Source organism: Acinetobacter sp. 1125_18A (assembly GCF_052824985.1).
Genome location: NZ_VTDG01000002.1, coordinates 284,280 through 308,045, shown reverse-complemented (window position 1 = coordinate 308,045; position 23,766 = coordinate 284,280). Strand labels below are relative to the sequence as shown.

General features: G+C 41.5%; 22 protein-coding genes. 18 read left to right on the top strand and 4 right to left on the bottom strand.

Annotation, left to right across the window (positions count from 1 at the left end; translation table 11 throughout):
• Positions 1-85 precede the first annotated feature (85 nt).
• The 3 genes from FY049_RS04335 to FY049_RS04325 all read right to left on the bottom strand — a co-directional run bounded on the left by FY049_RS04335 (position 86) and on the right by FY049_RS04325 (position 4,611).
• Entirely contained in the window at positions 86-1,369 is a 1,284-nt protein-coding gene (locus FY049_RS04335) for a ribonucleotide-diphosphate reductase subunit beta (protein WP_004722861.1), read from the bottom strand.
• Between the two features lie 141 nt (positions 1,370-1,510).
• A complete protein-coding gene (locus tag FY049_RS04330) occupies positions 1,511-1,642 on the bottom strand; it encodes a preprotein translocase subunit YajC (protein WP_004722859.1) in 132 nt (43 codons plus the stop codon).
• A gap of 98 nt (positions 1,643-1,740) precedes the next feature.
• The gene (locus FY049_RS04325) at positions 1,741-4,611 is read right to left on the bottom strand and encodes a ribonucleoside-diphosphate reductase subunit alpha (RefSeq protein WP_327858706.1); all 2,871 of its coding nucleotides are present in this window, start codon (positions 4,609-4,611) and stop codon (positions 1,741-1,743) included.
• Between the two features lie 555 nt (positions 4,612-5,166).
• Here FY049_RS04325 and bfmR point away from each other — a divergent pair.
• The 5 genes from bfmR (at position 5,167) to FY049_RS04300 (ending at position 8,858) form a co-directional block, all read left to right on the top strand.
• Entirely contained in the window at positions 5,167-5,880 is a 714-nt protein-coding gene (gene bfmR / locus FY049_RS04320; RefSeq protein WP_004722855.1) for a response regulator transcription factor BfmR, read from the top strand.
• A 64-nt stretch (positions 5,881-5,944) separates the two neighbouring features.
• Positions 5,945-7,573 (top strand): sensor histidine kinase BfmS, encoded by a 1,629-nt coding sequence (gene bfmS, locus FY049_RS04315; protein WP_004722852.1) that lies wholly within the window; start codon positions 5,945-5,947, stop codon positions 7,571-7,573.
• A 233-nt stretch (positions 7,574-7,806) separates the two neighbouring features.
• A complete protein-coding gene (locus FY049_RS04310; RefSeq protein ID WP_056514698.1) occupies positions 7,807-8,181 on the top strand; it encodes a DUF7668 domain-containing protein in 375 nt (124 codons plus the stop codon).
• Between the two features lie 123 nt (positions 8,182-8,304).
• Positions 8,305-8,634 (top strand): hypothetical protein, encoded by a 330-nt coding sequence (locus tag FY049_RS04305; RefSeq protein ID WP_327858191.1) that lies wholly within the window; start codon positions 8,305-8,307, stop codon positions 8,632-8,634.
• Between the two features lie 53 nt (positions 8,635-8,687).
• A complete protein-coding gene (locus FY049_RS04300) occupies positions 8,688-8,858 on the top strand; it encodes a hypothetical protein (RefSeq protein WP_446083238.1) in 171 nt (56 codons plus the stop codon).
• A 101-nt stretch (positions 8,859-8,959) separates the two neighbouring features.
• Here the strand turns inward: FY049_RS04300 and FY049_RS04295 are convergent, their stop codons facing one another.
• Positions 8,960-9,310: a hypothetical protein gene (locus FY049_RS04295; protein ID WP_004722847.1), complete on the bottom strand. Its 351-nt coding sequence runs from the start codon at positions 9,308-9,310 to the stop codon at positions 8,960-8,962.
• 111 nt (positions 9,311-9,421) lie between these two features.
• Between FY049_RS04295 and FY049_RS04290 the strand changes: the two genes are divergently transcribed.
• The 13 genes from FY049_RS04290 to nuoM all read left to right on the top strand — a co-directional run bounded on the left by FY049_RS04290 (position 9,422) and on the right by nuoM (position 23,765).
• Complete coding sequence (locus tag FY049_RS04290; RefSeq protein WP_446083237.1) at positions 9,422-9,634, top strand: hypothetical protein; 213 nt, start codon at positions 9,422-9,424, stop codon at positions 9,632-9,634.
• A gap of 574 nt (positions 9,635-10,208) precedes the next feature.
• Positions 10,209-10,757, top strand: a complete 549-nt coding sequence (locus tag FY049_RS04285; RefSeq protein ID WP_004722844.1) for an NADH-quinone oxidoreductase subunit A — start codon at positions 10,209-10,211, stop codon at positions 10,755-10,757.
• Positions 10,758-10,764: 7 nt separating this feature from the next.
• Positions 10,765-11,442: a NuoB/complex I 20 kDa subunit family protein gene (locus FY049_RS04280; RefSeq protein ID WP_004722842.1), complete on the top strand. Its 678-nt coding sequence runs from the start codon at positions 10,765-10,767 to the stop codon at positions 11,440-11,442.
• 86 nt (positions 11,443-11,528) lie between these two features.
• Positions 11,529-13,316 carry an NADH-quinone oxidoreductase subunit C/D gene (gene nuoC / locus FY049_RS04275; RefSeq protein WP_004722840.1) on the top strand — a complete coding sequence of 596 codons (1,788 nt, stop codon included), beginning with the start codon at positions 11,529-11,531 and terminating at the stop codon, positions 13,314-13,316.
• A 14-nt stretch (positions 13,317-13,330) separates the two neighbouring features.
• Entirely contained in the window at positions 13,331-13,840 is a 510-nt protein-coding gene (gene nuoE / locus FY049_RS04270) for an NADH-quinone oxidoreductase subunit NuoE (RefSeq protein WP_004722839.1), read from the top strand.
• Entirely contained in the window at positions 13,837-15,168 is a 1,332-nt protein-coding gene (nuoF, locus tag FY049_RS04265; RefSeq protein ID WP_004722838.1) for an NADH-quinone oxidoreductase subunit NuoF, read from the top strand. The genes nuoE and nuoF overlap by 4 nt, the downstream gene beginning before the upstream one ends.
• A gap of 11 nt (positions 15,169-15,179) precedes the next feature.
• Entirely contained in the window at positions 15,180-17,864 is a 2,685-nt protein-coding gene (nuoG, locus tag FY049_RS04260) for an NADH-quinone oxidoreductase subunit NuoG (protein ID WP_004819329.1), read from the top strand.
• Positions 17,865-17,866: 2 nt separating this feature from the next.
• On the top strand, positions 17,867-18,880 hold the full coding sequence (nuoH, locus tag FY049_RS04255; protein WP_004819331.1) for an NADH-quinone oxidoreductase subunit NuoH: 1,014 nt from the start codon (positions 17,867-17,869) through the stop codon (positions 18,878-18,880).
• Positions 18,881-18,898: 18 nt separating this feature from the next.
• The gene (nuoI, locus tag FY049_RS04250) at positions 18,899-19,441 is read left to right on the top strand and encodes an NADH-quinone oxidoreductase subunit NuoI (protein ID WP_004722835.1); all 543 of its coding nucleotides are present in this window, start codon (positions 18,899-18,901) and stop codon (positions 19,439-19,441) included.
• Entirely contained in the window at positions 19,441-19,959 is a 519-nt protein-coding gene (gene nuoJ / locus FY049_RS04245) for an NADH-quinone oxidoreductase subunit J (RefSeq protein WP_446083322.1), read from the top strand. Before nuoI ends, nuoJ begins: the two co-directional genes overlap by 1 nt.
• Complete coding sequence (gene nuoK / locus FY049_RS04240) at positions 19,959-20,267, top strand: NADH-quinone oxidoreductase subunit NuoK (RefSeq protein WP_004722831.1); 309 nt, start codon at positions 19,959-19,961, stop codon at positions 20,265-20,267. Before nuoJ ends, nuoK begins: the two co-directional genes overlap by 1 nt.
• On the top strand, positions 20,264-22,153 hold the full coding sequence (nuoL, locus tag FY049_RS04235; RefSeq protein ID WP_004722828.1) for an NADH-quinone oxidoreductase subunit L: 1,890 nt from the start codon (positions 20,264-20,266) through the stop codon (positions 22,151-22,153). Before nuoK ends, nuoL begins: the two co-directional genes overlap by 4 nt.
• A 7-nt stretch (positions 22,154-22,160) precedes the next feature.
• Positions 22,161-23,765, top strand: coding sequence for an NADH-quinone oxidoreductase subunit M (gene nuoM / locus FY049_RS04230; protein WP_171066950.1), 1,605 nt, complete (start codon positions 22,161-22,163; stop codon positions 23,763-23,765).
• The last annotated feature ends 1 nt before the right edge of the window (position 23,766 follow it).

Below are 23,766 nucleotides of genomic sequence, written 5' to 3'. Positions count from 1 at the left end.
TATTTCAATGGCATTACATGTGTCGCGTAATGTCGTTACATGTGTCGTAAATGTCAACTCATGTGTCGCGTGACGATGTCACTTCTTACCAGCTCAACGCACCACCAGTTTGATAATCAGTTACACGCGTTTCAAAGAAGTTCTTCTCTTTACGCAAGTCCATCATTTCAGACATCCACTGGAATGGGTTATTTACACCAGCAAACTGTTCAGGTAAACCTAACTGTGCCAAACGACGGTTACAGATGAATTTCAAATATTCTTCCATCATCGCTGCGTTCATACCCAATACACCACGTGGCATTGTGTCACGCGCATATTCGATTTCAAGCATAGTACCTTCAAGAATCATTTGAATGATTTCTTCTTGGAATTCAGCAGTCCACAAGTTTGGATTTTCGATCTTGATTTGGTTAATCATGTCGATACCAAAGTTCAAGTGCATAGACTCATCACGTAAGATGTACTGGAATTGCTCAGCAACACCATTCATCTTGTTGCGACGACCCATAGACAAGATCTGACTGAAACCACAGTAGAAGAAGATCCCTTCAAGTACGCAATAGAATGCGATCAAGTTACGCAATAAGATTTGATCGTTTTCAGGTGTACCTGTTTGGAAGGTTGGATCACATAAAGACTGAGTATATTTCAAGCCCCAAGCAGCTTTACGAGCAACTGATGGAACTTCACGGTACATGTTGAAGACTTCGCCTTCATCCATACCTAAAGATTCGATACAGTATTGGTAAGCATGGGTGTGAATCGCTTCTTCAAATGCTTGACGCAAGATGTATTGACGGCATTCAGGGTTGGTAATGTGACGGTAAATCGCCAATACCAAGTTATTTGCAACCAAAGAATCCGCAGTAGAGAAGAAACCTAATGAACGCATCACGATGGTACGCTCATCTTCAGTTAAGCCATTTTCAGACTTCCAAAGTGCGATATCGTGGTTCATGTTAACTTCTTGTGGCATCCAGTGGTTTGCACACCCGTCTAGATACTTTTGCCAAGCCCATTCGTATTTGAACGGTACAAGCTGGTTTAAGTCAGCGCGACAGTTGATCATGGCTTTATCATCAACTTGTACACGTTGCGCACCCATTTCAAGCTCTTCTAAGCCAGGTGCAACGTCTAACTTTTCTAAGGCGTGAGATGCTCTTGCCAACGAATCGGTTGGATTTGTTGATCTTGCTGTATAGGTTCCAGCGGATTGTGTAGTTGCCACATTCTGCGATGACTGCTTTGTATCAGATACCACTTGCGAATCAGTCGTTTTTTTCTGTTCGACGGGCGCAGGCTGGTGAGCTTGTGCAGCTTGTTTCTGTTCATCATCTTCAAAATCGTCCCAACTTAGGATAGACATCGTTGTTCTCTCTTCGTTGTTAATATCTATGTTCGACATCTCACAAGGGAAGATGTCACTACTATACGCTTATTCTGTGCAAGCAAAATTAAGTTTTGCCGATAGTTGTTTTGTTCTTGTTCGAAAGAACAGATATCCACACTACTTATTTTGCTTACGCTTTTGCTGCTTACGGATCGCAAAGAATGCATAGACCGCAGGCACGTAAAAAACTAAAAAGGCTAAGATCAGCACGATTACGCCTAACTCATAGTTATGACTTAAATGGAACATTTCTTCGCCTTTTATAATTTCAGATTTTTTGAATCCCCCTAAACCCCCTTTTTTTTAAAGGGGGGACTTTATTCCCCTTGAGGATTGGGGAGGATTACTTACTGACAAGCTTCACAATCTGGATTGTCGATTGAACATGCTTGTGGTACTGGTGCTGCTTGAGCGAAACCATCTTCTTCAGCAGGTGCTTCAGGTTTAGTTTCTTGAGCAACCGCAGCCACTGGTGCAGCAACAGTTGTTGCTTTTACTGCGTTTAAAGCACCCGTGTTAATGGTTGATTTTTCCGCAGAGGTTGCACCTAATGCACGGAGGTAATAAGTGGTTTTAAGACCACGTAACCAAGCCATCTTATAAGTGATGTCTAGTTTCTTACCATTTGCACCAGCGATATAAAGGTTCAATGACTGTGCTTGGTCGATCCATTTTTGACGACGTGATGCAGCATCTACGATCCAACGTGTATCTACTTCAAATGCTGTCGCAAAAATTGCTTTTAACTCTTCAGGGATACGTGCAATTTTTTGTACTGAACCCTCGAAGTGTTTCAAGTCGTTAACCATCACAGAGTCCCAAAGACCACGATCTTTTAACGCACGTACCAAGTACGGGTTGATCACTGTAAATTCACCAGAAAGGTTAGATTTTACATAAAGGTTTTGGAACGTCGGTTCGATAGATTGTGAAACGCCACAAATATTTGAAATGGTTGCTGTAGGTGCAATCGCCATCACATTTGAGTTACGCATACCGTCTTTTTGAACTTTAGTACGTAATGTATCCCAGTCCAAACGTTGAGTACGGTCAACTTCAAACATACGCTCTGGACGTGATTTTGCAACGATATCTAAAGAGTCGATTGGCAGGATACCTTGATCCCACAATGAACCTTTGAATGTTGAATACACGCCACGTTCAACAGCAAGGTCGCTTGATGTTTGAATCGCGTAGTAGCTGATCACTTCCATTGATTCATCAGCAAAATCTACTGCTTCATCAGAACCATAACCCATACCCAATTCATATAAAGCATCTTGGAAGCCCATGATACCCATACCGACAGGGCGGTGTTTCATATTTGAATTACGTGCTTGTTCAACTGCGTAGTAGTTGATGTCAATTACGTTGTCGAGCATACGAACAGCAGTTTTAACTGTACGCGCTAATTTTTCACGGTCTAAAGCACCACCTTGAACATGTTGTACAAGGTTGATCGAACCTAAGTTACATACTGCGATTTCATCTTTATTGGTATTTAAAGTGATTTCAGTACATAAGTTAGATGAATGCACTACACCTACGTGTTGTTGTGGTGAGCGTAAGTTACATACGTCTTTGAATGTGATCCAAGGATGACCTGTTTCAAACAACATCGATAACATTTTGCGCCATAAGTCTTTCGCACGGATTTTCTTATGTAGCATGTTGTTTTCTTTTGCAATGCCTTCGTAGTAAGCATAGCGCTCAGCAAATTCACCGCCAGTTAAATCATGCAGATCAGGCGTTTCAGATGGTGTGAACAGTGTCCATTCAGCATCTTCAATCACACGTTGCATAAACAAATCTGGAACCCAGTTAGCCGTGTTCATGTCATGGGTACGACGACGGTCATCACCAGTGTTTTTACGAAGCTCTAGGAATTCTTCAATGTCCAAGTGCCAAGTTTCAAGGTATGCACATACAGCACCTTTACGTTTACCACCTTGGTTTACTGCAACCGCAGTATCGTTGGCAACTTTAAGGAAAGGTACAACACCTTGTGATTTACCGTTGGTACCTTTGATATATGAGTTCAAGGCACGTACTGGTGTCCAGTCATTGCCTAAACCACCTGCCCATTTAGAAAGAAGGGCATTGTCACGCATCGCACCATAGATGTCATAAAGATCATCTTGAATGGTGGTTAAGTAACAGCTCGACAGTTGTGGACGTAACGTACCTGAGTTAAACAGTGTCGGTGTAGACGCCATATAATCGAAGCTAGACAATAAGTCATAGAATTCGATTGCACGGTCTTCACGCTGTTCTTCATTTAATGCAAGTCCCATTGAAACACGCATAAAGAACAATTGCGGAAGTTCGAAACGTACATCATTTGAATGAATGAAGTAACGGTCAAATAAAGTCTGTAAACCTAAATAGGTAAATTGGTTTGAGCGTTCTGGTTTGATCGCTGCTGCCAATTTTGCAAGGTCAAAGTTTAAAAGCTCAGGAGAGAGAAGCTCAAGCTCGATACCTTTGTTTAAATAAGTTTCGAGTGCATCGCCTTCGATGGTATCTGTGGCTAAACCTAAGAATTTTAAACCGGTCGCAACCAAGTCATCACGTAATAAACGTGCAGTTACATATGTATAGTTTGGTTCTTGTTCGATACGGGTACGTGTCGCCATCATCATTGTGGTTGAGATGTCTGACTGTTTTACACCGTTATATAAGTTTTTAACTGTTTCATCGACAATGGCTTGAACATTGATGCCTTCTAAGCCTTCACTTGCTTTTTCAATCGTGGCTTGAAGTTTGCCCAAATCTAGAGGCTGAAGCTGACCGTTCGCATCTGTGATTTGTAAGGTTGGGTGATGATGAGCACCGGTTTGTTTACGTGCATCAGAACGTTGTTCACGATAGATCACATATGCACGTGCAACTTTTTGTTCGCCTGTACGCATAAGCGCCAATTCAACTTGGTCTTGAATTTCTTCAATGTGAATTGTTCCGCCAGAAGGTAAACGACGATTAAAAGTATTCATCACCATCTCTGTGAGCTGAGTGATGCGATCATGAATACGGCTTGAATCTGCACTTTGTTGACCTTCTACAGCCAAAAAAGCTTTACCAATTGCTACAGAGATTTTATCTGCATCAAAAGCGGCAACATCACCAGTGCGTTTAATCACTTGTAGTTGACCAGGGGTTGTAATGGCGTTCATTGTCAGCGTAGCTCCATTGTCATCATTGTTATGTTTATGGACCATTTGAATCGGACAAACTGCAAAATTTGTTGTCACGATGTTTGAGGACTAAACACAATACTTAGTGGTTTAATTTAATTTAGAACACAAGATACGGTAATTTTAAGGGTAGATCAATATTGACATTTCAAGAATATTTTATCCCTGAAAAGTAAATTTTTATTTGCATCTTTTTACCTCAAAGCGTCATTTTTGTTATATGCCTTATGAGACAAGCACATAGCATAGCAAAGACTCCGCAGAGTGCTTATAGATAAGTGTGTGGATAACTCAAAAAACGATAAACTGATGAGACAGAATATGAACAATGAAATATTTTGTATAAAAATTAGTCCAGCTATTGATTGTCTTGAAGAAATTTAAAAATGATGTGTATTGATTTTATAAAACTGCCTACAATTCAATAGTTAATAAAAATATAACAAATTGATACGCTCATGTATCAGTTTGGTGAATGAGGTCTTGTTTACATTGTAAACGTGTGTATATTGCAAAACATAGTGTGTTGAATCTGCGAGATTTGTAGCAGACTCCAAAATCAAATATAGGGGCAAATAGATGAGCCAAGAAGAAAAGTTACCAAAGATTCTGATTGTTGAAGATGACGAGCGCCTAGCTCGCTTAACTCAGGAATACTTAATTCGCAATGGATTGGAAGTTGGGGTAGAGCCAGATGGTAACCGTGCGATTCGCCGCATCATTGCTGAACAACCAGACTTGGTTGTGTTGGATGTGATGTTGCCGGGTGCAGATGGTTTAACCGTTTGTCGTGAAGTTCGTCCACATTATCATCAACCGATTTTGATGTTGACTGCACGTACTGAAGATATGGACCAAGTTCTTGGTCTAGAAATGGGTGCAGACGACTATGTCGCTAAACCTGTTCAACCGCGTGTCTTGCTTGCACGTATTCGTGCATTATTACGTCGTACAGACAAAGCGCCTGAAGATGAAGTTGCACAACGTATTGAATTTGACGATCTTGTGATCGACAATGGCGGTCGTTCAGTGACACTGAATGGTGAGTTGGTTGATTTCACCAGTGCTGAATATGATCTACTCTGGTTATTGGCATCGAATGCAGGCCGTATCTTATCGCGTGAAGACATCTTTGAACGTCTCCGTGGTATTGAATATGACGGTCAAGACCGTTCGATTGACGTACGTATTTCACGTATTCGTCCAAAAATTGGTGATGATCCTGAAAATCCGAAACGTATTAAAACTGTACGTAGTAAAGGTTATTTGTTTGTTAAAGAGACTGGTCTATAAACGATGGGTCAGTCATCTAAGATGCTTGTCCATCACAGGACAGGCATAAAGAAGGTTAGTTTGCGTGTCTAAACACAGTATATTTTTGCGCATCTATGCAGGATTAGTCATTCTTGTTGTGTTGGTTGCCTTGTTTGGATATTTACTTGTCCAAATAATTAATTATCAACGTGCGCAGGAATATCGTGAGTCTCTCACAGATGGAATTTCATTTGTGATCAGTGAAGGTGTGGCACGTCAGCAAACTGAACAGCAGCGCCTAGATTGGATTTCAGATGCGTCTGATCTATTAGAACTTCCCATTTATTATCTCGAAGCACGCAAAGTTGACTTATCTCGTACTGAAGAAAAACGTATAGAAAGTCAAAAAGCGGTAGTGCGTTATGATGCAGAACAAGGGATTGCCTATCTGGTTATAGGGATCAGAAATGACCCTAAACACTATTTATATATCAAAGTGGATCAAATTGGCGAACGCCAAATGAAGGCACTTCCAGTATTTATTCTGGATTACTTGGTCTATTATCCCGGTCAAGAACAAGAATATCTTAAGAAAATTCAACAACATTTCTCTTATCATGTTGGTGTGGAAAAGATTTCTCAGCTCAATCTCGATTCTGAGCAAATTGGTCGTTTAAGGTCAGATCAAAGTGTGATTTTATGGCGTGACAGTGCAACTGTACGTGGTACCACCATTTCGATTGTTTCACCTTTACCCAACTCACCTACAGATGTGTTGGTGCTTGGCCCCGTTCCAATGTTTAACTGGATGCCCGTCAAATTGGCAGCAGGAATTACATTGCTGAGTATGTTCTTACTCTGTTTGGGTGTGTATGGCTTGATTGTGCCGATGCAACGTAAGTTGAAACAGGTGAATGAAGCTTTAGATGTGATGAGAACAGGGGATATGTCGCAACGTGTACCTGTTGAGGGTTATGACGAAATGGCCAGTCTAGCCACCAGTTATAACAGCATGTCTGACCATATACAGCGTTTGATTGAAGCACAGCGTGAGTTAATGCGTGCGGTATCACATGAGTTACGTACACCTGTGGCGCGAATCCGTTTTGGTATGGAAATGCTGGCAGATGAAGATGACCATGAATATCGTTTGCAACAAGTCGAGATGATTGATAAAGACATCGAAGCGTTAAATACGCTGATTGATGAAATCATGACTTATGCGAAATTAGAGCAAGGTACACCATCATTAGATTTTGAAAAAATTGTATTGATTGATGTATTAAAGCAAGTTGCGGTAGAAACCGAAGCATTAAAAACGCAAAAGATTATCCACCTCAACCCACTTTCATCTGATGTGATTGTGGATGCAGAACGTCGTTATTTACATCGTGTTGTACAAAACTTGGTGGGAAATGCGATACGTTACTGTGATCATCAAGTCAATATCAGCGGTGGTGTTAATCACCAGACCAATATGGCTTATGTCTGTGTAGAAGATGATGGCCCCGGAATTCCAGAGGAAGACCGTAAACGTGTATTTGAAGCATTTGCACGTTTAGATGATAGCCGTACCCGTGCTTCAGGTGGTTATGGTTTAGGACTTTCAATTGTTAGTCGTATTGCGTATTGGTTTGGCGGGACGATTGAAGTCGATCAAAGCTCAGATTTGGGTGGTGCAAGATTTACCATGTCTTGGCCTGTAGAGCGTTTTAAAAAGAAAAAAGCTTAATTGTTAAATCATGCTGTTAAATATTATCAATTAAGCGCTATTTGACTTGGTTTATCAGTCATCTTTAAGGTTATTATTTAAGATAAAACAACCCTCATCCTAACCTTCTCCCAACGGGAGAAGGGACTTTCAATACAAAAAATCACTCAAAAATGTTGGATGCCTTTTGATCTATATTTTTAGAAGATTGGAATTGCTACATCCACGGCAATGCGAAAAGTTGGGACCAGAAAATGACAAATGAAAATATTTTTCTAAGAGAATTTCCAATATATAAAGAATCAATGATAAAAATATTGAATCTTATGATTTCTGATGACTATGAGGAATTGGTGAAAAATAAACTGGCCTATCCATCAACGGCAAATGAATATAGAGTTGCTGTAAATGAATTTGCGCATTTAAGTGGATTTGTGAAAATGACACAAATCCCTGACGATGTACTGGGGGATACAGAGGTTTTTTCTCTCAAAGGAGATCGTGTTAATAAACATATAATCGATGTCCAATTATGGTTTGATGATTCTAAATCAGATTTATATGCTGTTTTTTGTGCACCAATAAATGCAGATAAACTATTACATTTGTATGATATTCGCGTTATGTAAAAATAACGATATCTATCGGAACATCAAAACGTACTCTTTGTCAGACCTTTCTAAGCATAATTACGCAGACCAAACTGAATAGTTTGAGCATTGATATTGATAATATTTATTAAGGGAATTTGAATGGTGAACGCTAATTTTGATATTACTATTGATCATGCATTTAATGGGAATGGGCATCCTGCATTTATAATAAAAATTGCCAACCAATTTATTGAAATTAATATTTATATTTCAATTGACCAAGTGGAAGAATTGAAAAAAATAACAACTGATTCTGTTGCTTATATACAGGCAGGAGAATCTGCCAACAGCCCAGTTCATTGGAAAAAAGGTGATGATGGCGAGATTTATATTTTGATCGGCGAGGATTGTGAATCTTGGGATATCGTATTAACCATCAGTATTGATTTAATTGCAGAAATTATCACAGGTATTAATGATCTTGTATAAAATTGAGTTTTTCAGAAGATTTTGAAGTCACTATGAATGATCAAGGTTTATTTTTGTGTCTTCGGTTTCAAAGGCCATTGGCAGTGTTGGTCGATACTGTAGTCAGTAAACTGATCCATGCCATCAACCTAGTACGCGATACTGGGTTCAAGTCATCAGCTTCGAGCACGACACCATGGGGCAGCGATCCAGTTGGGCTTCGTGTAGTGTGGAATACTGGATGAATAAGAACAATGCTATTGTGGACTGAAGGCTTGGTTTCAAATAAAAAAACCACCGAAAATTTCGGTGGTTTTTTATGTCTGGATGTTGCTTAGTCTAGATATTATTGTTGAAGCGTTGCATCAGGCGCAATGATTGGCTTGCTGTCTCGCAATGCTTGTAATGCATCATGATTAAAGTCAATCAATAAGCTATTTTGTTCAGCGTCAATTTTATAACTGCTAATGATTTTTTGGTCACCTTGAATAGTATCAATACGATATTCATCTGCGATATTTAAAATCCCTTCTAGATTTGTCGTGGTTGCGGCAAGATCTTGGCGGAAAAGCTCATAAACATCTCTTAGATCAAAAATTGCATTTTGTGCATCAGCGTGTTTTTTGACGTAATTTTCAATATGACGAATCAGTAATTGTGCAAATAAAAAATAGTTTGGCTTGCTGCTGAATTCCATCTTGTTTTACCCCTAAATTATTGATTTAAAGTTGTTCATATTGAATAGCATATACATAAAAGTAGTTCAATGTGTATAGGCTCTGTAGACAATTCGTCTAAGTTTGCGACAATGAACACCTTTTACTGTAATTGGGTGTTAAATGTACAATTTGCTGATTTAAGTGGCGATAAGTTACTCATCTTTCAAACAGCTTTAGTTTGGGCCAGTTTGGGTGCGCTTAAGTGTGTGGTATGTGCGAAAAATGACATGATTGACAGTGCTGACTATTTTGAAAATTCAAATCAGAAAATCATAAGAGGGCACAAGGTAGGTCAAAAGTAGGCATTGAGCATTTGGCGCTGGATGGTTTAAAGCGGGTTATTTCATTGAAATAAGTTGGTTTTGATAATAGTAAAGTATAAAAAATTATAAATAACTTTGTAATATTTAAAAATTATCACAATAAGATAATTTTTATCACTTGATTGATCTAATGTGACTATTTTACCACATAGAATGTAACAAAATATTTTAGATGGTAAATCCTTATATTTGTAGAAATTAGCCAATTAAATCGCAGAAAAGCATGGATAAATCGAAGCTTTTACTTGGACTGAATCGGATTAAGCTACTGATTTGTCATTTTTAATTCATGATTAAAAAATAAACTTCGGAAAAACTAATAAGAATAGGGATAAAAATTTGATAAAACGATAAGTCAGCGCTGTATCGCTGTGAATCAGGAAAAATTATGGCTTTTGTCTAAAAAATCATCCGAAAGACTTAGAGCTATTAACTAGCAACAGATGACATCAATCGGGTACAATTGACCAGATTTATTTTGTGTTTGGTGTATTTGCAAGGCCAATACATACATTCTTTGTTAAATAATAGGCCTGCCAGGAGTTATCCCCGCATGAGTGCCATTACTCCATACGATTGGGCAATCATTGCCTTCGTGATCGGCGTGACATTTTTATGTGTCTTTATGCTCACCGTTCCTTTGCTCCTTGGGGGTAAATCATGGGGACGTGCGAAGCAAGAGCAATTTGAATCAGGTGTGGTTAGTGCTGGTGGTGCACGTATCCGCTTGTCTGCGAAGTTCTACCTTGTTGCAATCTTCTTTGTTGTATTCGATTTGGAAGCCCTCTATTTATATGCATGGGCGACATCTGTACGTGAAGTAGGTTGGGTTGGGTTTTCAGCTGCAGCTGTATTTATTTTAGTTTTACTCGTTGGTTTGATTTATGAATTATCTACAGGTGCATTGAACTGGTCACCTTCAGATAAACGTAAAATCGCAGGGATTAAACCTAAAATTGGTTCACCAAATATGGACCTTGCAGAAATTACTCGCTTCAATTCAATTGAAGAGTTGGTGATGGATCCTACTGGAACTATTCCAGCTCAATCTTCTGGTCGTGTGAAAGATAAAACACCGACCATGTCTCTGAACAAGGAGTAACTCGGGAATGAAATATACTTTAACCCGTGCGAATCCAGAAGCTGAACAATATCCGCTTCAAGATCGTCAAATTGTGACAGATCCACTTGAAGAAGAAGTGAATAAAAATGTGTTCATGACTCGCTTAGAGGATGTGGTACACACAGCTGTAAACTGGGGCCGTAAAAACTCAATATGGCCTTTTAACTTTGGTACATCTTGCTGTTACGTTGAATATGCAACCACGTTAACGGGTGTGCATGACTTGTCGCGCTTTGGTGCCGAGGTTATTCGTGCTTCGCCACGTCAGGCAGATTTGATGATCGTTGCAGGGACGTGCTTTGTTAAAATGGCACCTGTAATTCAACGTTTGTATGAACAAATGCTTGAGCCTAAATGGGTGATTTCAATGGGTGCTTGTGCAAACTCTGGTGGTATGTACGACATCTATTCTGTTGTACAAGGTGTGGATAAAATCATTCCTGTTGACGTGTACGTTCCAGGTTGCCCACCACGTCCAGAAGCATTGATTCAAGCCTTGATGTTATTGCAAGACCAAATTCAATTAGAACGTCGTCCGCTCTCTGCGGTAATCGGTGATGATCTTCAGCCAGTGTATAAGCCAAAGATGATGCCAGAACGCGACCGTAAGAACGCTGAACGTATTGCAGTGAAAAACTTACGCTCTATGGATGAAATTGAGTAATTTTTTCTGATGAGTATTTGACATATCTGATGGATATGGTCATCAGGGAATTTGACAGAATTTGTATTAAATAGGAAGCCAAGCCAATGGCTGAAACTGAAATTGCTATGCCAGAATCGACTCCAGTTGATTCCCGCCCAGCATTTGCAATTGTAGAAGATCTCAAAGCCAAATTTGGCGAGAACTTTTACGTGCAACCGACGTTTGAAGATTTTCCGACGGTCTGGGTTGAGCGCGCACGTGTACAAGAAGTTCTAATGTACTTGCGTACAGTACCACGTCCTTATGTGATGCTGTTTGACTTATCTGCAGTCGATGAACGTTTGCGTAACAACCGTGATGGTTTACCTGCATCTGATTTCACAGTGTTCTATCACTTACTTTCATTAGAACGTAATAGTGATATTCGTATCAAAGTGGCGTTGAGTGAGAACGATATTAATGTTCCAACAGCGACCAATATTTGGCCAAATGCCAATTGGTACGAACGTGAAGCTTACGATATGTTTGGGATCAATTTCGAAGGGCATCCAATGCTTCGTCGTATCTTGTTGCCAACTTATTGGGAAGGTCATCCACTACGTAAAGAATATTCTGCACGTGCGACTGAATATACACCGTACATGCAAGACAAGGCTAAACAAGATTTCGAACAAGAACATCTTCGTTTTGTTCCAGAAGATTGGGGTCTAACACGCGGTAACGCCGATGAAGACTTTATGTTCTTGAACTTAGGGCCTAACCATCCATCTGCGCATGGTGCATTCCGTGTAATTTTGCAGCTTGATGGCGAAGAAGTGAAAGATTGTGTACCTGATATTGGCTATCACCACCGTGGTGTGGAAAAGATGGCTGAACGTCAAACTTGGCATTCATTTATTCCGTATACAGACCGTGTCGACTACTTAGGTGGTTGTGCGCAAAACATGCCTTATGTCATGGGTGTGGAGCAACTTGCAGGGATTACTGTTCCTGATCGTGCACAATGTATCCGTGTCATGATGTCTGAATTATTCCGTATCAATAACCACTTGTTGTATATCGGTACTGCGATTCAGGATGCTGGTGGTATGACACCCGTATTCTATATGTTTGCGGATCGTCAAAAAATCTATGACGCAATTGAAGCGATCACTGGTTTCCGTATGCACCCAGCATGGTTCCGTATCGGCGGGACAGCACATGACCTTCCAAACAACTGGCAAAAACTGATTCGTGAAATTCTCGAATGGATGCCAAAACGTTTGAAGGAATATCATACTGCTGCACTGAAAAACTCAGTATTTGTGGGTCGTACCCGTAATGTTGCGCAATACGATGCTAAATCGGCATTGGCTTGGGGTGTAACAGGTACAGGTTTACGCGCGACAGGTATTGATTTCGATGTTCGTAAATATCGTCCATACAGTGGTTATGAAAATTACGACTTTGAAGTGCCGTTAGAGTACGAAGGCGATGCTTACGCTCGTGTGATGGTTCACTATCGCGAAATCGAAGAGTCGTTAAAAATCGTCAAACAGTGTTTGGATAATATGCCTTCTGGTCCTTATAAAGCGGATCATCCATTGGCAGTTCCACCACCAAAAGATAAGACTTTACAAGATATTGAAACTTTGATTACGCATTTCTTGAGCGTGTCATGGGGTCCTGTAATGCCAGCTGGCGAAGCGTCTGTGATGGCAGAAGTGGTCAAAGGTGCGTCTAACTATTATTTGACTTCAGATAAGTCAACCATGAGTTACCGTACCCGTATTCGTACACCTACTTTCACCCACTTGCAGCAAATTCCTTCCGTGATTAACGGCAGTCTTGTATCTGACTTGATCATTTATTTAGCGACAATTGACGTCGTTATGGCTGACGTGGATCGCTAAGGGGTAAACGCATTATGATGATTTTGACTGATAAAAAGCCACGTGTGAATGTTGAAGGGATTCTGACCAGCGAAGAAATCCATGAAATTGAACATCACATGGGTCACTACCCATACCCACGCGCAGCGTCTTTGGATGCTTTAAAGTGTGTACAACGCCGTAATGGTTGGGTGGATGACGCGCAGTTACATGCAATTGCTCAATTATTGACAATTACAACTGCGGATTTAGAAGGTGTTGCAACATTCTATAACCGTATATACCGTCAGCCTGTAGGTCGTCACGTAATTTTATTATGTGATTCGATTGCATGTTTCTTGATGGGTGCGGAAACTTTAGCAGAAGCTTTCCAACGTGAACTGGGTATCCAATTTGGTCAAACGACAGCTGATGGTCGTTTTACTTTATTGCCGATCTGCTGTTTAGGGAACTGTGACAAAGGTCCAACCTTAATGATTGATGAAGATACACACGGTTTGGTTGAAGTGACTTCTGTGAAACAGTTATTGGAGAAGTATGTATGAATACCGAACCAAGACCAATTTATGGCGAAGGAAACCCTGAAACTCACCCATTAACATGGCGTTTGAGTAAGCAGGAATTTGTTCGTAGTGCTGATGACTATGAAGCTTTAGAAGGCTATGCAGGCTTTAAAAAAGCGCTTTCTATGCCACCTAAAGACGTTCTTGAAGTCATCAAAGCAGCGACTGTAAAAGGTCGTGGTGGTGCAGGTTTCCCAGCAGGGATTAAATGGTCATTGATGGCACCCAATGATGGTGGTCCTCGTTACCTAATCTGTAATGCCGATGAAATGGAACCGGGAACATTCAAAGACCGTTTGTTGATGGAAAAACTTCCACATCAATTGATCGAAGGGATGTTGATTGCAGGTTATACCCTCGAAGCGACTCAGGGTTATATCTTCATTCGCGGTGAGTACATTGAAGCTGCACAATACTTAAATGAAGCTTTAGAACAAGTGCGTGCTAAAGGTTATTTGGGTGACAACATCTTAGGCACAGGTTGGAACTTTGACCTGCATGTGCATACTGGTGCGGGGCGTTATATCTGTGGTGAAGAAACTGCATTGATTAACTCACTTGAAGGTCGTCGTGCAAATCCACGTACTAAGCCGCCATTCCCGCAAGTTGCAGGTGCATGGGGTCGTCCGACCATCGTAAACAACGTAGAAACCTATAACAACTTGCCAGCAATTATGTTGCGTGGGCCTGAGTGGTATATCGGTTTGTCTGCGGGTAAATCTAAAGATCCAGGCACTAAAATTTATGGTGCATCAGGTAAAGTGACTTTCCCTGGTCTTTGGGAATTACCGTTTGGTACGACTGCACGTGAAGTGATTGAAGACTATGCTGGCGGTATGCGTGATGGTCTTAAACTGAAAGCATGGTTACCGGGTGGGGCATCGACTGACTTCTTGGCTGCTGAACACATTGATCTTCCAATGGATTCAGAAAGCATTATGAAAGCAGGTTCTCGTCTAGGTACATGTTTGTTAATGGTCGTTGATGAAACCCAGTGTATGGTTTCTGCAACGCGTAACTTAGAAGAATTCTTTGCACGTGAATCATGTGGATTCTGTACGCCATGCCGTGATGGTTTACCTTGGGCGGTCAAAGCACTTGTCGCAATTGAGAAAGGTGAAGGGAAGATGGAAGACATTCAACATCTTCAAGAACTGACTCGCAAATTGTGGATTGGTAAAACATTCTGTGCTCACGCACCAGGTGCGATGGAACCATTGATGGGTGCACTCAAATATTTCCGTAGCGAGTTTGAAGCTAAAGTGACAGATCGTCCTGTAGCCCAAGCCAGCCACGTAGAACAAGTTTAAGGAATTCGACTATGGCTACAATTCATGTCGATGGAAAATCGTATGAAGTCAATGGCTCGGAAAACTTGCTACAAGCATGTTTGAGTCTTGGCATCGACATCCCATATTTTTGTTGGCATCCAGCTTTAGGTTCTGTCGGTTCTTGCCGTCAATGTGCTGTTACTCAATATGCGAATCCAGAAGATACTCGTGGTCGCTTAGTAATGTCATGTATGACTCCTGCATCTGACAATACCTTTATTTCGATTGAAGACAAAGAAGCAAAAGATTTCCGTGAATCGATTGTGGAATTCTTAATGACCAACCACCCACACGACTGTCCAGTCTGTGAAGAGGGTGGTCACTGTCATTTACAAGATATGACAGTAATGACGCAACATGATCGTCGTCGTTATCGTTTTACCAAACGTACGCATCATAACCAAGAGTTGGGTTCTTTCATTGCACATGAGATGAACCGTTGTATCGCATGTTACCGTTGTGTTCGTTACTACAACGATTATGCCGGTGGTACAGACTTTGGTGTTTATGCCAATGCATCACGTGTCTACTTCGGTCGTCCAGAATCAGGCACTTTAGAGTCTGAGTTCTCTGGTAACTTGACTGAAGTGTGCCCAACAGGTGTATTTACCGATAAAACCCATTCGGCACGTTATAACCGTAAGTGGGACATGCAGTATGCGCCTAGCGTATGCCAAGGCTGTTCTTCAGGTTGTAACATCTCTCCGGGTGAGCGTTATGGCGAATTACGTCGTGTAGAAAACCGTTTCAATGGTGACGTTAACCAATATTTCCTTTGCGATAAAGGTCGTTTTGGTACGGGTTATGTGAACCGTGAAGATCGTCCACGTCAGCCGCAATTCCGTGCTGCAACAGAAGTTAAAACTGTTTCTGTTGATGTGGCACTGGATTCAGTGATTGAAAATGTTCAAGGCAAAAAAGTCTTGGGTATTGGTTCTCCACGTGCATCATTAGAATCAAACTATGCGTTGCGTGAGTTGGTTGGCCAAGAAAATTATTCAACTGGTCTTTCTCAAAAAGAACAGAACTTGGTTGAACTTGCTGCATCGATTATGCAAGCTGAGGGTGTTTATAACCCAAGTATGCGCGAAATCGAAAGCTATGATGCAGTCTTGATCTTGGGTGAAGATTTAACGCAAACTGCACCACGTATGGCACTGTCTGTTCGCCAAGCTGCGAAAAACAAAGCCAAACAAATGGCTGCAGACCGCCGTACCCAAGATTGGTTAGCTGAACCTGTAAAACGTATTGGTCAGGATGCAAATTCTCCAATCTATATCTTGGCTGCAACACAAACACGTTTGGCTGATATTGCTGAGGGTGAAGTTGTTGCTTCTCCAAACGATATTGCACGTTTAGGTTTTGCGATTGCTGCGGGTGTAAACGGTGATGCGATTCTTGGTTTAGATGATGATGCTAAAGCATTTGCACAAACCATTGCGGATACGTTAAAAGCTGCGAAAAAACCATTAATCATCTCGGGTACTAGCTTACAAGATGCTGCCATCATGGAAGCTGCTGCACAAGTTGCACAAAACCTAGGTGGAAATGCAGGCTTAACATTGACAGTTCCAGAAGTGAACTCAATGGGTATGGCTTTGTTTGGTGGTTTAAGCTTAGAACAAGCATTTGCTCAAGATTATGAGTCAATCATTATTGTTGAAAATGATTTGTTCCGCCGTTTACCTGCTGTACAAGTTCAGGCTGCTCTAGACAAAGCGCAAAGCGTGATTGTGCTTGATCACTCTGAAACTGAAACCGTAAAAGCAGCTGATGTTGTCTTGTCTGCTGCAAGCTTTGCAGAAGGCGATGGAACAGTGGTCAGCCAAGAAGGTCGTGCGCAACGCTTCTATCAAGTTTATGACCCAAGCTATTACAAACCAGAATATGCCATCAAAGAATCTTGGCGCTGGTTACATGCGATTGAAACGGGTGTGAAAGGTAAAGCGATCTCGTGGACATTGCTGGATGACGTAATTGAGTCTGTGGTCAAAAATGTTCCAGTTCTTGAAGCAATTCAAGATGTTGCACCTGATGCGGGTTACCGTGTTCATGGCTTGAAAATTGCCCGTGAACCACGTCGTTACTCTGGTCGTACTGCAATGCGTGCACCATTAAACGTACATGAGCCGAAACAACCTGTCGATGTCGATTCCGCATTAACATTCTCTATGGAAGGTTATGTTGGACCGCAAAATGCATCGTCATTGGTTCCATTTGCATGGGCACCGGGTTGGAACTCACCACAAGCTTGGAACAAATACCAAGATGAAGTGGGTGGTCATCTTAAAGGTGGTGATTCAGGCGTTCGTTTATTTGATCGCTTAGTAAAACGTCCTGCACGTAGCTATGTGGCGCCAACTGCGGTTGTGGCAAATCCAGAGAGTTTCCGTCTGGTTCCAATGCATCATATTTTCGCTTCAGGTGAATTTACGATTAAAACGCCGGTGATGGAATCGCGTATTCCAGAAGCGACTTTTGCTGTGGGCGAGCAAGATGCAGCACGTTTGAATGTTCAAGATGGGCAACAACTGACAGTTAAAGCAGGCGAAACGACGATTAGTCTTCCTGTGCATGTGATTGAATATTTACCAACAGGTTATATCGGTTATCCAGTCGGCCAAGCACCAACAGTTTCACTTGCTGAACCTGTATCTGTAACGGTAGGAGTGTAATCATGAATGAATCTTTACGCGCACTACCGACATGGGCACAAGACTGGCCAATCGCTTATTCAGTGATTCAAGCCATTGTGATTTTGTTGGTTGTGGTTTTACTGGCCGCTTTGATGTCATTTATTGAACGTCGTTTGCTGGGCTTATGGCAAGACCGTTATGGACCAAACCGTGTTGGTCCTGGCGGGATGTTCCAGATCGTTGCTGACATGCTGAAAATCATGTTCAAAGAAGACTGGACACCAAAGTTTGTAGATAAGTTAACCTTCCGTTTAGCACCAGCAGTGGCAATGGCGACTGCAGTACTGTCATTCATGGTTATTCCTGTTTCACCTTACTTAGGTGTTTCAGACATGAGTATCGGGCTATTGTTCTTTATGGCAATGGCAGGTATCGCAGTATATGCGGTGTTATTTGGTGGTTGGGCATCCAACAACAAATATGCGTTACTAGGTGGTCTACGTTCAGCAGCACAAACCATTTCTTATGAAGTCTTTTTAGGGATTTCATTGATGGGTGTGGTGGCAATTGCAGGTTCATTTAACTTGCGTGACATCGTAGAAGCACAACGTGATGTATGGTTTGTGATTCCGCAATTCATTGGTTTCATGATCTTCGTGGTTGCAGGTGTTGCGGTAACGCATCGTCATCCATTTGACCAACCAGAAGCTGAACAAGAATTGGCAGAAGGTTACCATGTCGAATATGGTGGTATGAAATGGGGGATGTTCTTCGTTGCTGAATACGTCAACATCATTCTAATTTCTGCACTGATCGTGACTTTATTCTTTGGCGGTTGGTTAGCACCATTTAATTTAAATATTCCATTCATTCCAGATGCGTTCTGGTTCATTGCGAAAACAGCATTCTTTGTAATGATGTTTGTCTTGGCACGTGGTTCTTTAATGCGTCCACGTTATGACCAAGTTATGAATTTTGGTTGGAAAGTGTGTTTACCACTTGCATTGGTCAACCTTTTGGTGACTGGTGCTGTGATTCTGATGAATCAGGCCTAGGACAGCAGGGAGTACAAAATGTATAAAATTCTAGCTGGCGTAGGATCAATTGTTCGTTCGTTGTGGATGGTGTTTAGCCATGTCACACGCAAACGCGATACGATTTTATATCCAGAAGTGCCAGCCGAACAAATCGTACCTCCACGCTACCGTGGTCGTATCGTATTAACACGTGACCCAGACGGTGAAGAGCGTTGTGTTGCGTGTAACTTATGTGCGGTTGCATGTCCTGTTGGTTGTATTTCATTGCAGAAAGCTGAAAAAGATGATGGACGTTGGTATCCAGAATTTTTCCGCATTAACTTCTCTCGCTGCATTTTCTGCGGTATGTGTGAAGAAGCATGTCCAACAACTGCCATTCAGTTAACACCAGATTTTGAGTTAGGCGAATATGTCCGTCAGGATCTTGTTTATGAGAAAGAAAACTTACTCATTTCAGGACCAGGTAAATACCCAGACTACAATTTCTACCGTGTAAGTGGTATGGCAATTGATGGTAAAGAAAAAGGTCAAGCGCAACGTGAAAGTGCGCCTGTAGATGTACGGAGCTTATTACCATGATGTGGCCATTTTATTTAATGGCTCTCGTGGCCATTGTTTCGACGATTCGTGTTGTGACCAACACCAATCCAGTACATGCTTTATTAAGTTTGATCGTTTCTCTACTTGCTGTTGCAGGGATCTTCTTGATCATTGGTGCACCATTTGCAGCTGCGCTTGAAGTGATTGTTTATGCGGGTGCGATCATGGTGTTGTTCGTATTCGTGGTCATGATGCTCAACCTTGGTCAACATACAGTTGACCAAGAACGTAAATGGTTGACTTCAGATGCTTGGGCTTATCCAGCACTCATGAGCTTCTTACTTGGCTTATGTTTGGTTTGGGTATTAGGTTCAGACTATACCCAACATGGTGCAGTACTTGGAACTCAAGTGATTGGACCTAAAGCAATTGGTCAAGCACTCTTTACCCACTATTTATTATTGGTTGAAGTTGCCGCAATGTTATTGCTTGCAGCATTGGTTGCAGCATTCCACTTAGGCAAACGTGAACCGAGTGCAGCAGAGGATAAACAGTAATGGGCAACATTCCTTTAGAACATGGTTTGATCGTCGCAACTATCCTTTTTGCACTGGGTTTTTACGGTGTAATGGTGCGACGCAACCTATTATTTATGTTAATGAGCCTTGAGATCATGATGAATGCAGCAGCATTGGCATTCGTTGTGGCAGGAAGTGCATGGGCACAACCTGATGGTCAAATTATGTTTATTTTGATCCTCACACTTGCTGCGGCAGAGGCTTGTATCGGTCTAGCGATCGTCCTCCAGTTCTATCATCGCTTCCATCATCTGGATGTAGATGCTGCTAGTGAGATGCGCGGATGAGTTATTTATATTTAACGATTTTATTTCCGCTGATTGGCTTTGTGCTTTTAGCGGCAGGACGTAATAAACTTCCTGAAAATGTAGCAGCAATTATTGGTGCGGGTTCTGTTGGCCTTTCTGCTTTATTTGCATTGATTGCAGGCATGGACTTTGTTAAGCAGGGTTCAGTTGCGCAAGCACAGCATTTATGGACTTGGTTCAATGTAGGCGGTTTTGCACCGGGTGTAAGTTTGCATCTTGACGGCTTGTCATTGTTAATGATGGGCATGGTGACAGGTGTAGGTTTCCTGATTCACATCTTTGCAACTTGGTACATGCGTGGTGAAGAAGACTTCGCACGTTTCTTCTCATACTTCAACTTATTCGTTGCAAGCATGTTGGTGCTTGTATTGGGTGACAACTTAGCGTTGTTATTCTTAGGTTGGGAAGGCGTAGGTCTGTGTTCTTACCTGTTGATTGGTTATTACTACCAAAACCCTGCAAATGGTTTTGCGGCAATTAAAGCATTTACAGTAACGCGTGTTGGTGATGTATTCTTACTGATCGCATTGTTCTTGCTTTACCAACAATTTGGTACTTTACACATCGGCACGATTGTTGCCAATGCTTCACAAGTTCTCGCACTTGATCATAACTTGGCATTGATCACGTCATTGATGTTGTTCTTGGGTGCAGCAGGTAAATCTGCGCAAATCCCATTACAAACATGGTTGGCAGATGCAATGGCTGGTCCGACACCAGTATCTGCATTGATCCATGCTGCAACAATGGTTACCGCTGGTATCTACTTATGTTGCCGTATGTTCTCTGTGTTTGAAATGACACCAGAAGTGATGCAGTTCATTTCGATTACGGGTGCTGTAACATTGTTGGTTGCTGGCTTTGCGGCTTTGGTTCAAACAGATATCAAACGTATTCTGGCTTACTCTACTATGAGTCAGCTCGGTTATATGTTTATGGCTGTGGGTGCAGAAGCGTATCAAGCAGGTCTGTTCCATATGCTTGCACATGCATTCTTTAAGGCATTATTGTTCTTGTCTTCTGGTGCGGTGATCTTGGCTTACCATCATGAACAAAACATCTTTAAAATGGGTGGCTTGTTCTACAAAAACAAATTCTTATTTGCTTGCTTCGCGATTGGTGGTGGTGCACTTGCTGCAATTCCATTTATCACGATCGGCTTCTTCTCAAAAGATGCAATCTTGGGTGCTGTTTGGGCGCAAGGTCAATCTGTCGCATTGTATAACTCATTGTATTGGGTTGGTGTTGCGGGTGCATTCTTAACTTCGATTTATACATTCCGTTTAATTTGGGTTGTATTCTTCGGTGAAGAAAAAACACATTATCACGAAATCAAAGGTGCAACGTATTGGGCGCCTTTAGGTATCTTGGCTGTTCTTTCAACAGGTTTGGCTTACTTCTTAAAAGCGCCAGTGATGAACATTTTAAATGCAGCACATATCCCTGCATTTGAGGTTTCTCAAGCGATTGAAGAAGGAATGCATGGTGCAGAACACCTTGCAGTCGGTATCGCATTGGTCGGTTTAGCTGTAGGCGTGGTGTTATTTGCTTTCGCTTATAAAGCGGTGCAAGGTTTTGCAGCCACTTCATTTGGTGCTGGACTTGCAAATATCTGCCGTAATGCATTTGGTTTCGATTCTTTATATAACCTTGTATTTGTTCAACCTTATTTACTCATTGCGAAAATTTTAGGTCGTGACCCAATTGATGGTTTATGGCTGGTATTACCTGCGATCGTAAATAGTGGGAATAAATTTACAAGTACCCGTCAAACAGGTTCATTACGTGAATATGCATCAAGTATGTCACTCGGTGTAGTGGTATTGCTGATGATCTTGATCGTGATTCAGGTAGTGGGGAAATAAGATGGAAATCACAAACAATTGGATTTTACCCGCACTGATTCTTGTACCTTTTATTGCAGGTTTCGCGTGTTGGTTGGTCGATAAACTTGATAAACATTTGCCACGTTATATCGCATTAGTCGGTATGCTCGTTACATTGGGCTTAACACTGATTTTGTGGAAACAAGGTGGCTTTAGCTATGAGTTGGGGGCAAAGACTCCAACTTGGGCAGCAGAATTTTATTTACCTTGGATTAAATCACTTGGTATTAACATTCATTTGGCTGTAGATGGTCTTTCATTGCTAATGGTGGGATTGACTGCATTACTGGGTGTACTTGCAGTGGGTTGTTCATGGGGTGAAATTCAAAAGAATGTCGGCTTCTTCCACTTAAACCTGTTATGGTCTTTGGGTGGGGTAATCGGGGTTTTCCTTGCAATTGATATGTTCTTGTTCTTCTTCTTCTGGGAGATGATGTTAGTCCCTATCTACTTCTTGATCGCACTTTGGGGTCATAAAGGCGCAGACGGTAAATCACGTGTTTATGCTGCAACCAAGTTCTTTATCTATACCCAAGTCGCAGGCTTGATCATGCTCATCGGGATCTTAGGCTTAGTGGTCTACGGTTCTCAGATGTCAGGTACGATTAGCTTTGACTATAACTACTTACTTGCTGTTGCAAACACTTTAGATGCTCAGGCACCACATATTGCCTATGCATTGATGATCTGTTTCTTTATTGGTTTTGCGGTCAAGCTTCCAGTATTTCCATTACACGGTTGGTTACCAGATGCCCATGCACAAGCACCTACAGCAGGTTCTGTAGACTTAGCGGGTATCTTGATTAAAACTGCTGCGTACGGTTTACTGCGCTTTGTATTGCCATTCTTCCCAGCAGCATCTGCACAATTTGCTGATATTGCGATTATTTTAGGTTTGATTGGTATTTTCTACGGCGCTTGGTGTGCTTTCCAGCAAACAGATATGAAACGCCTGCTTGCTTATACTTCTATTTCGCATATGGGTTTCGTATTACTTGCACTTTATGCCGGTAATATTCTGACATTCCAAGGCTTAATGATCATGATGTTGGCACATGGCTTGTCATCTGCTGCATTGTTCATTATGTGTGGTCAAGTGTATGAACGCTTACATACCCGTGACTTACGTTTGATGGGTGGTATTCGTGGTCAATTCCAGTATTTACCATTCTTCTTGATGTTCTTTGTCTCTGCGCTTGTGGGTATTCCAGGTCTAGGTAACTTTATTGGTGAATTCCTGATCTTGATGGGTTCATTCGCTAAGTTCCCAACATTTACCATCATTGCGGCGATTAGCTTGGTCTTTGCTGGTCTTTATGGTCTGATCCTGATCCACAAAGCTTTATTTGGTACGCCAAATGAAGAACAGAAAAAGCATTATGAAAGTCCATTAAAAGACTTGAATGTACGTGAAACAGTAATTCTATTGATCTGTGCATTTGGCTTATTATGGTTAGGTGTGTATCCACAAAGCTTCCTTGATATTTCTCACTCAAGTATGGCGTGGTTATCAAATAGCTATATTCCAGTTCAAGAAGTTGTTGATGCGGCACAACAAGTCGTATCTCAACAAAATGTGGAGATCCAATAGT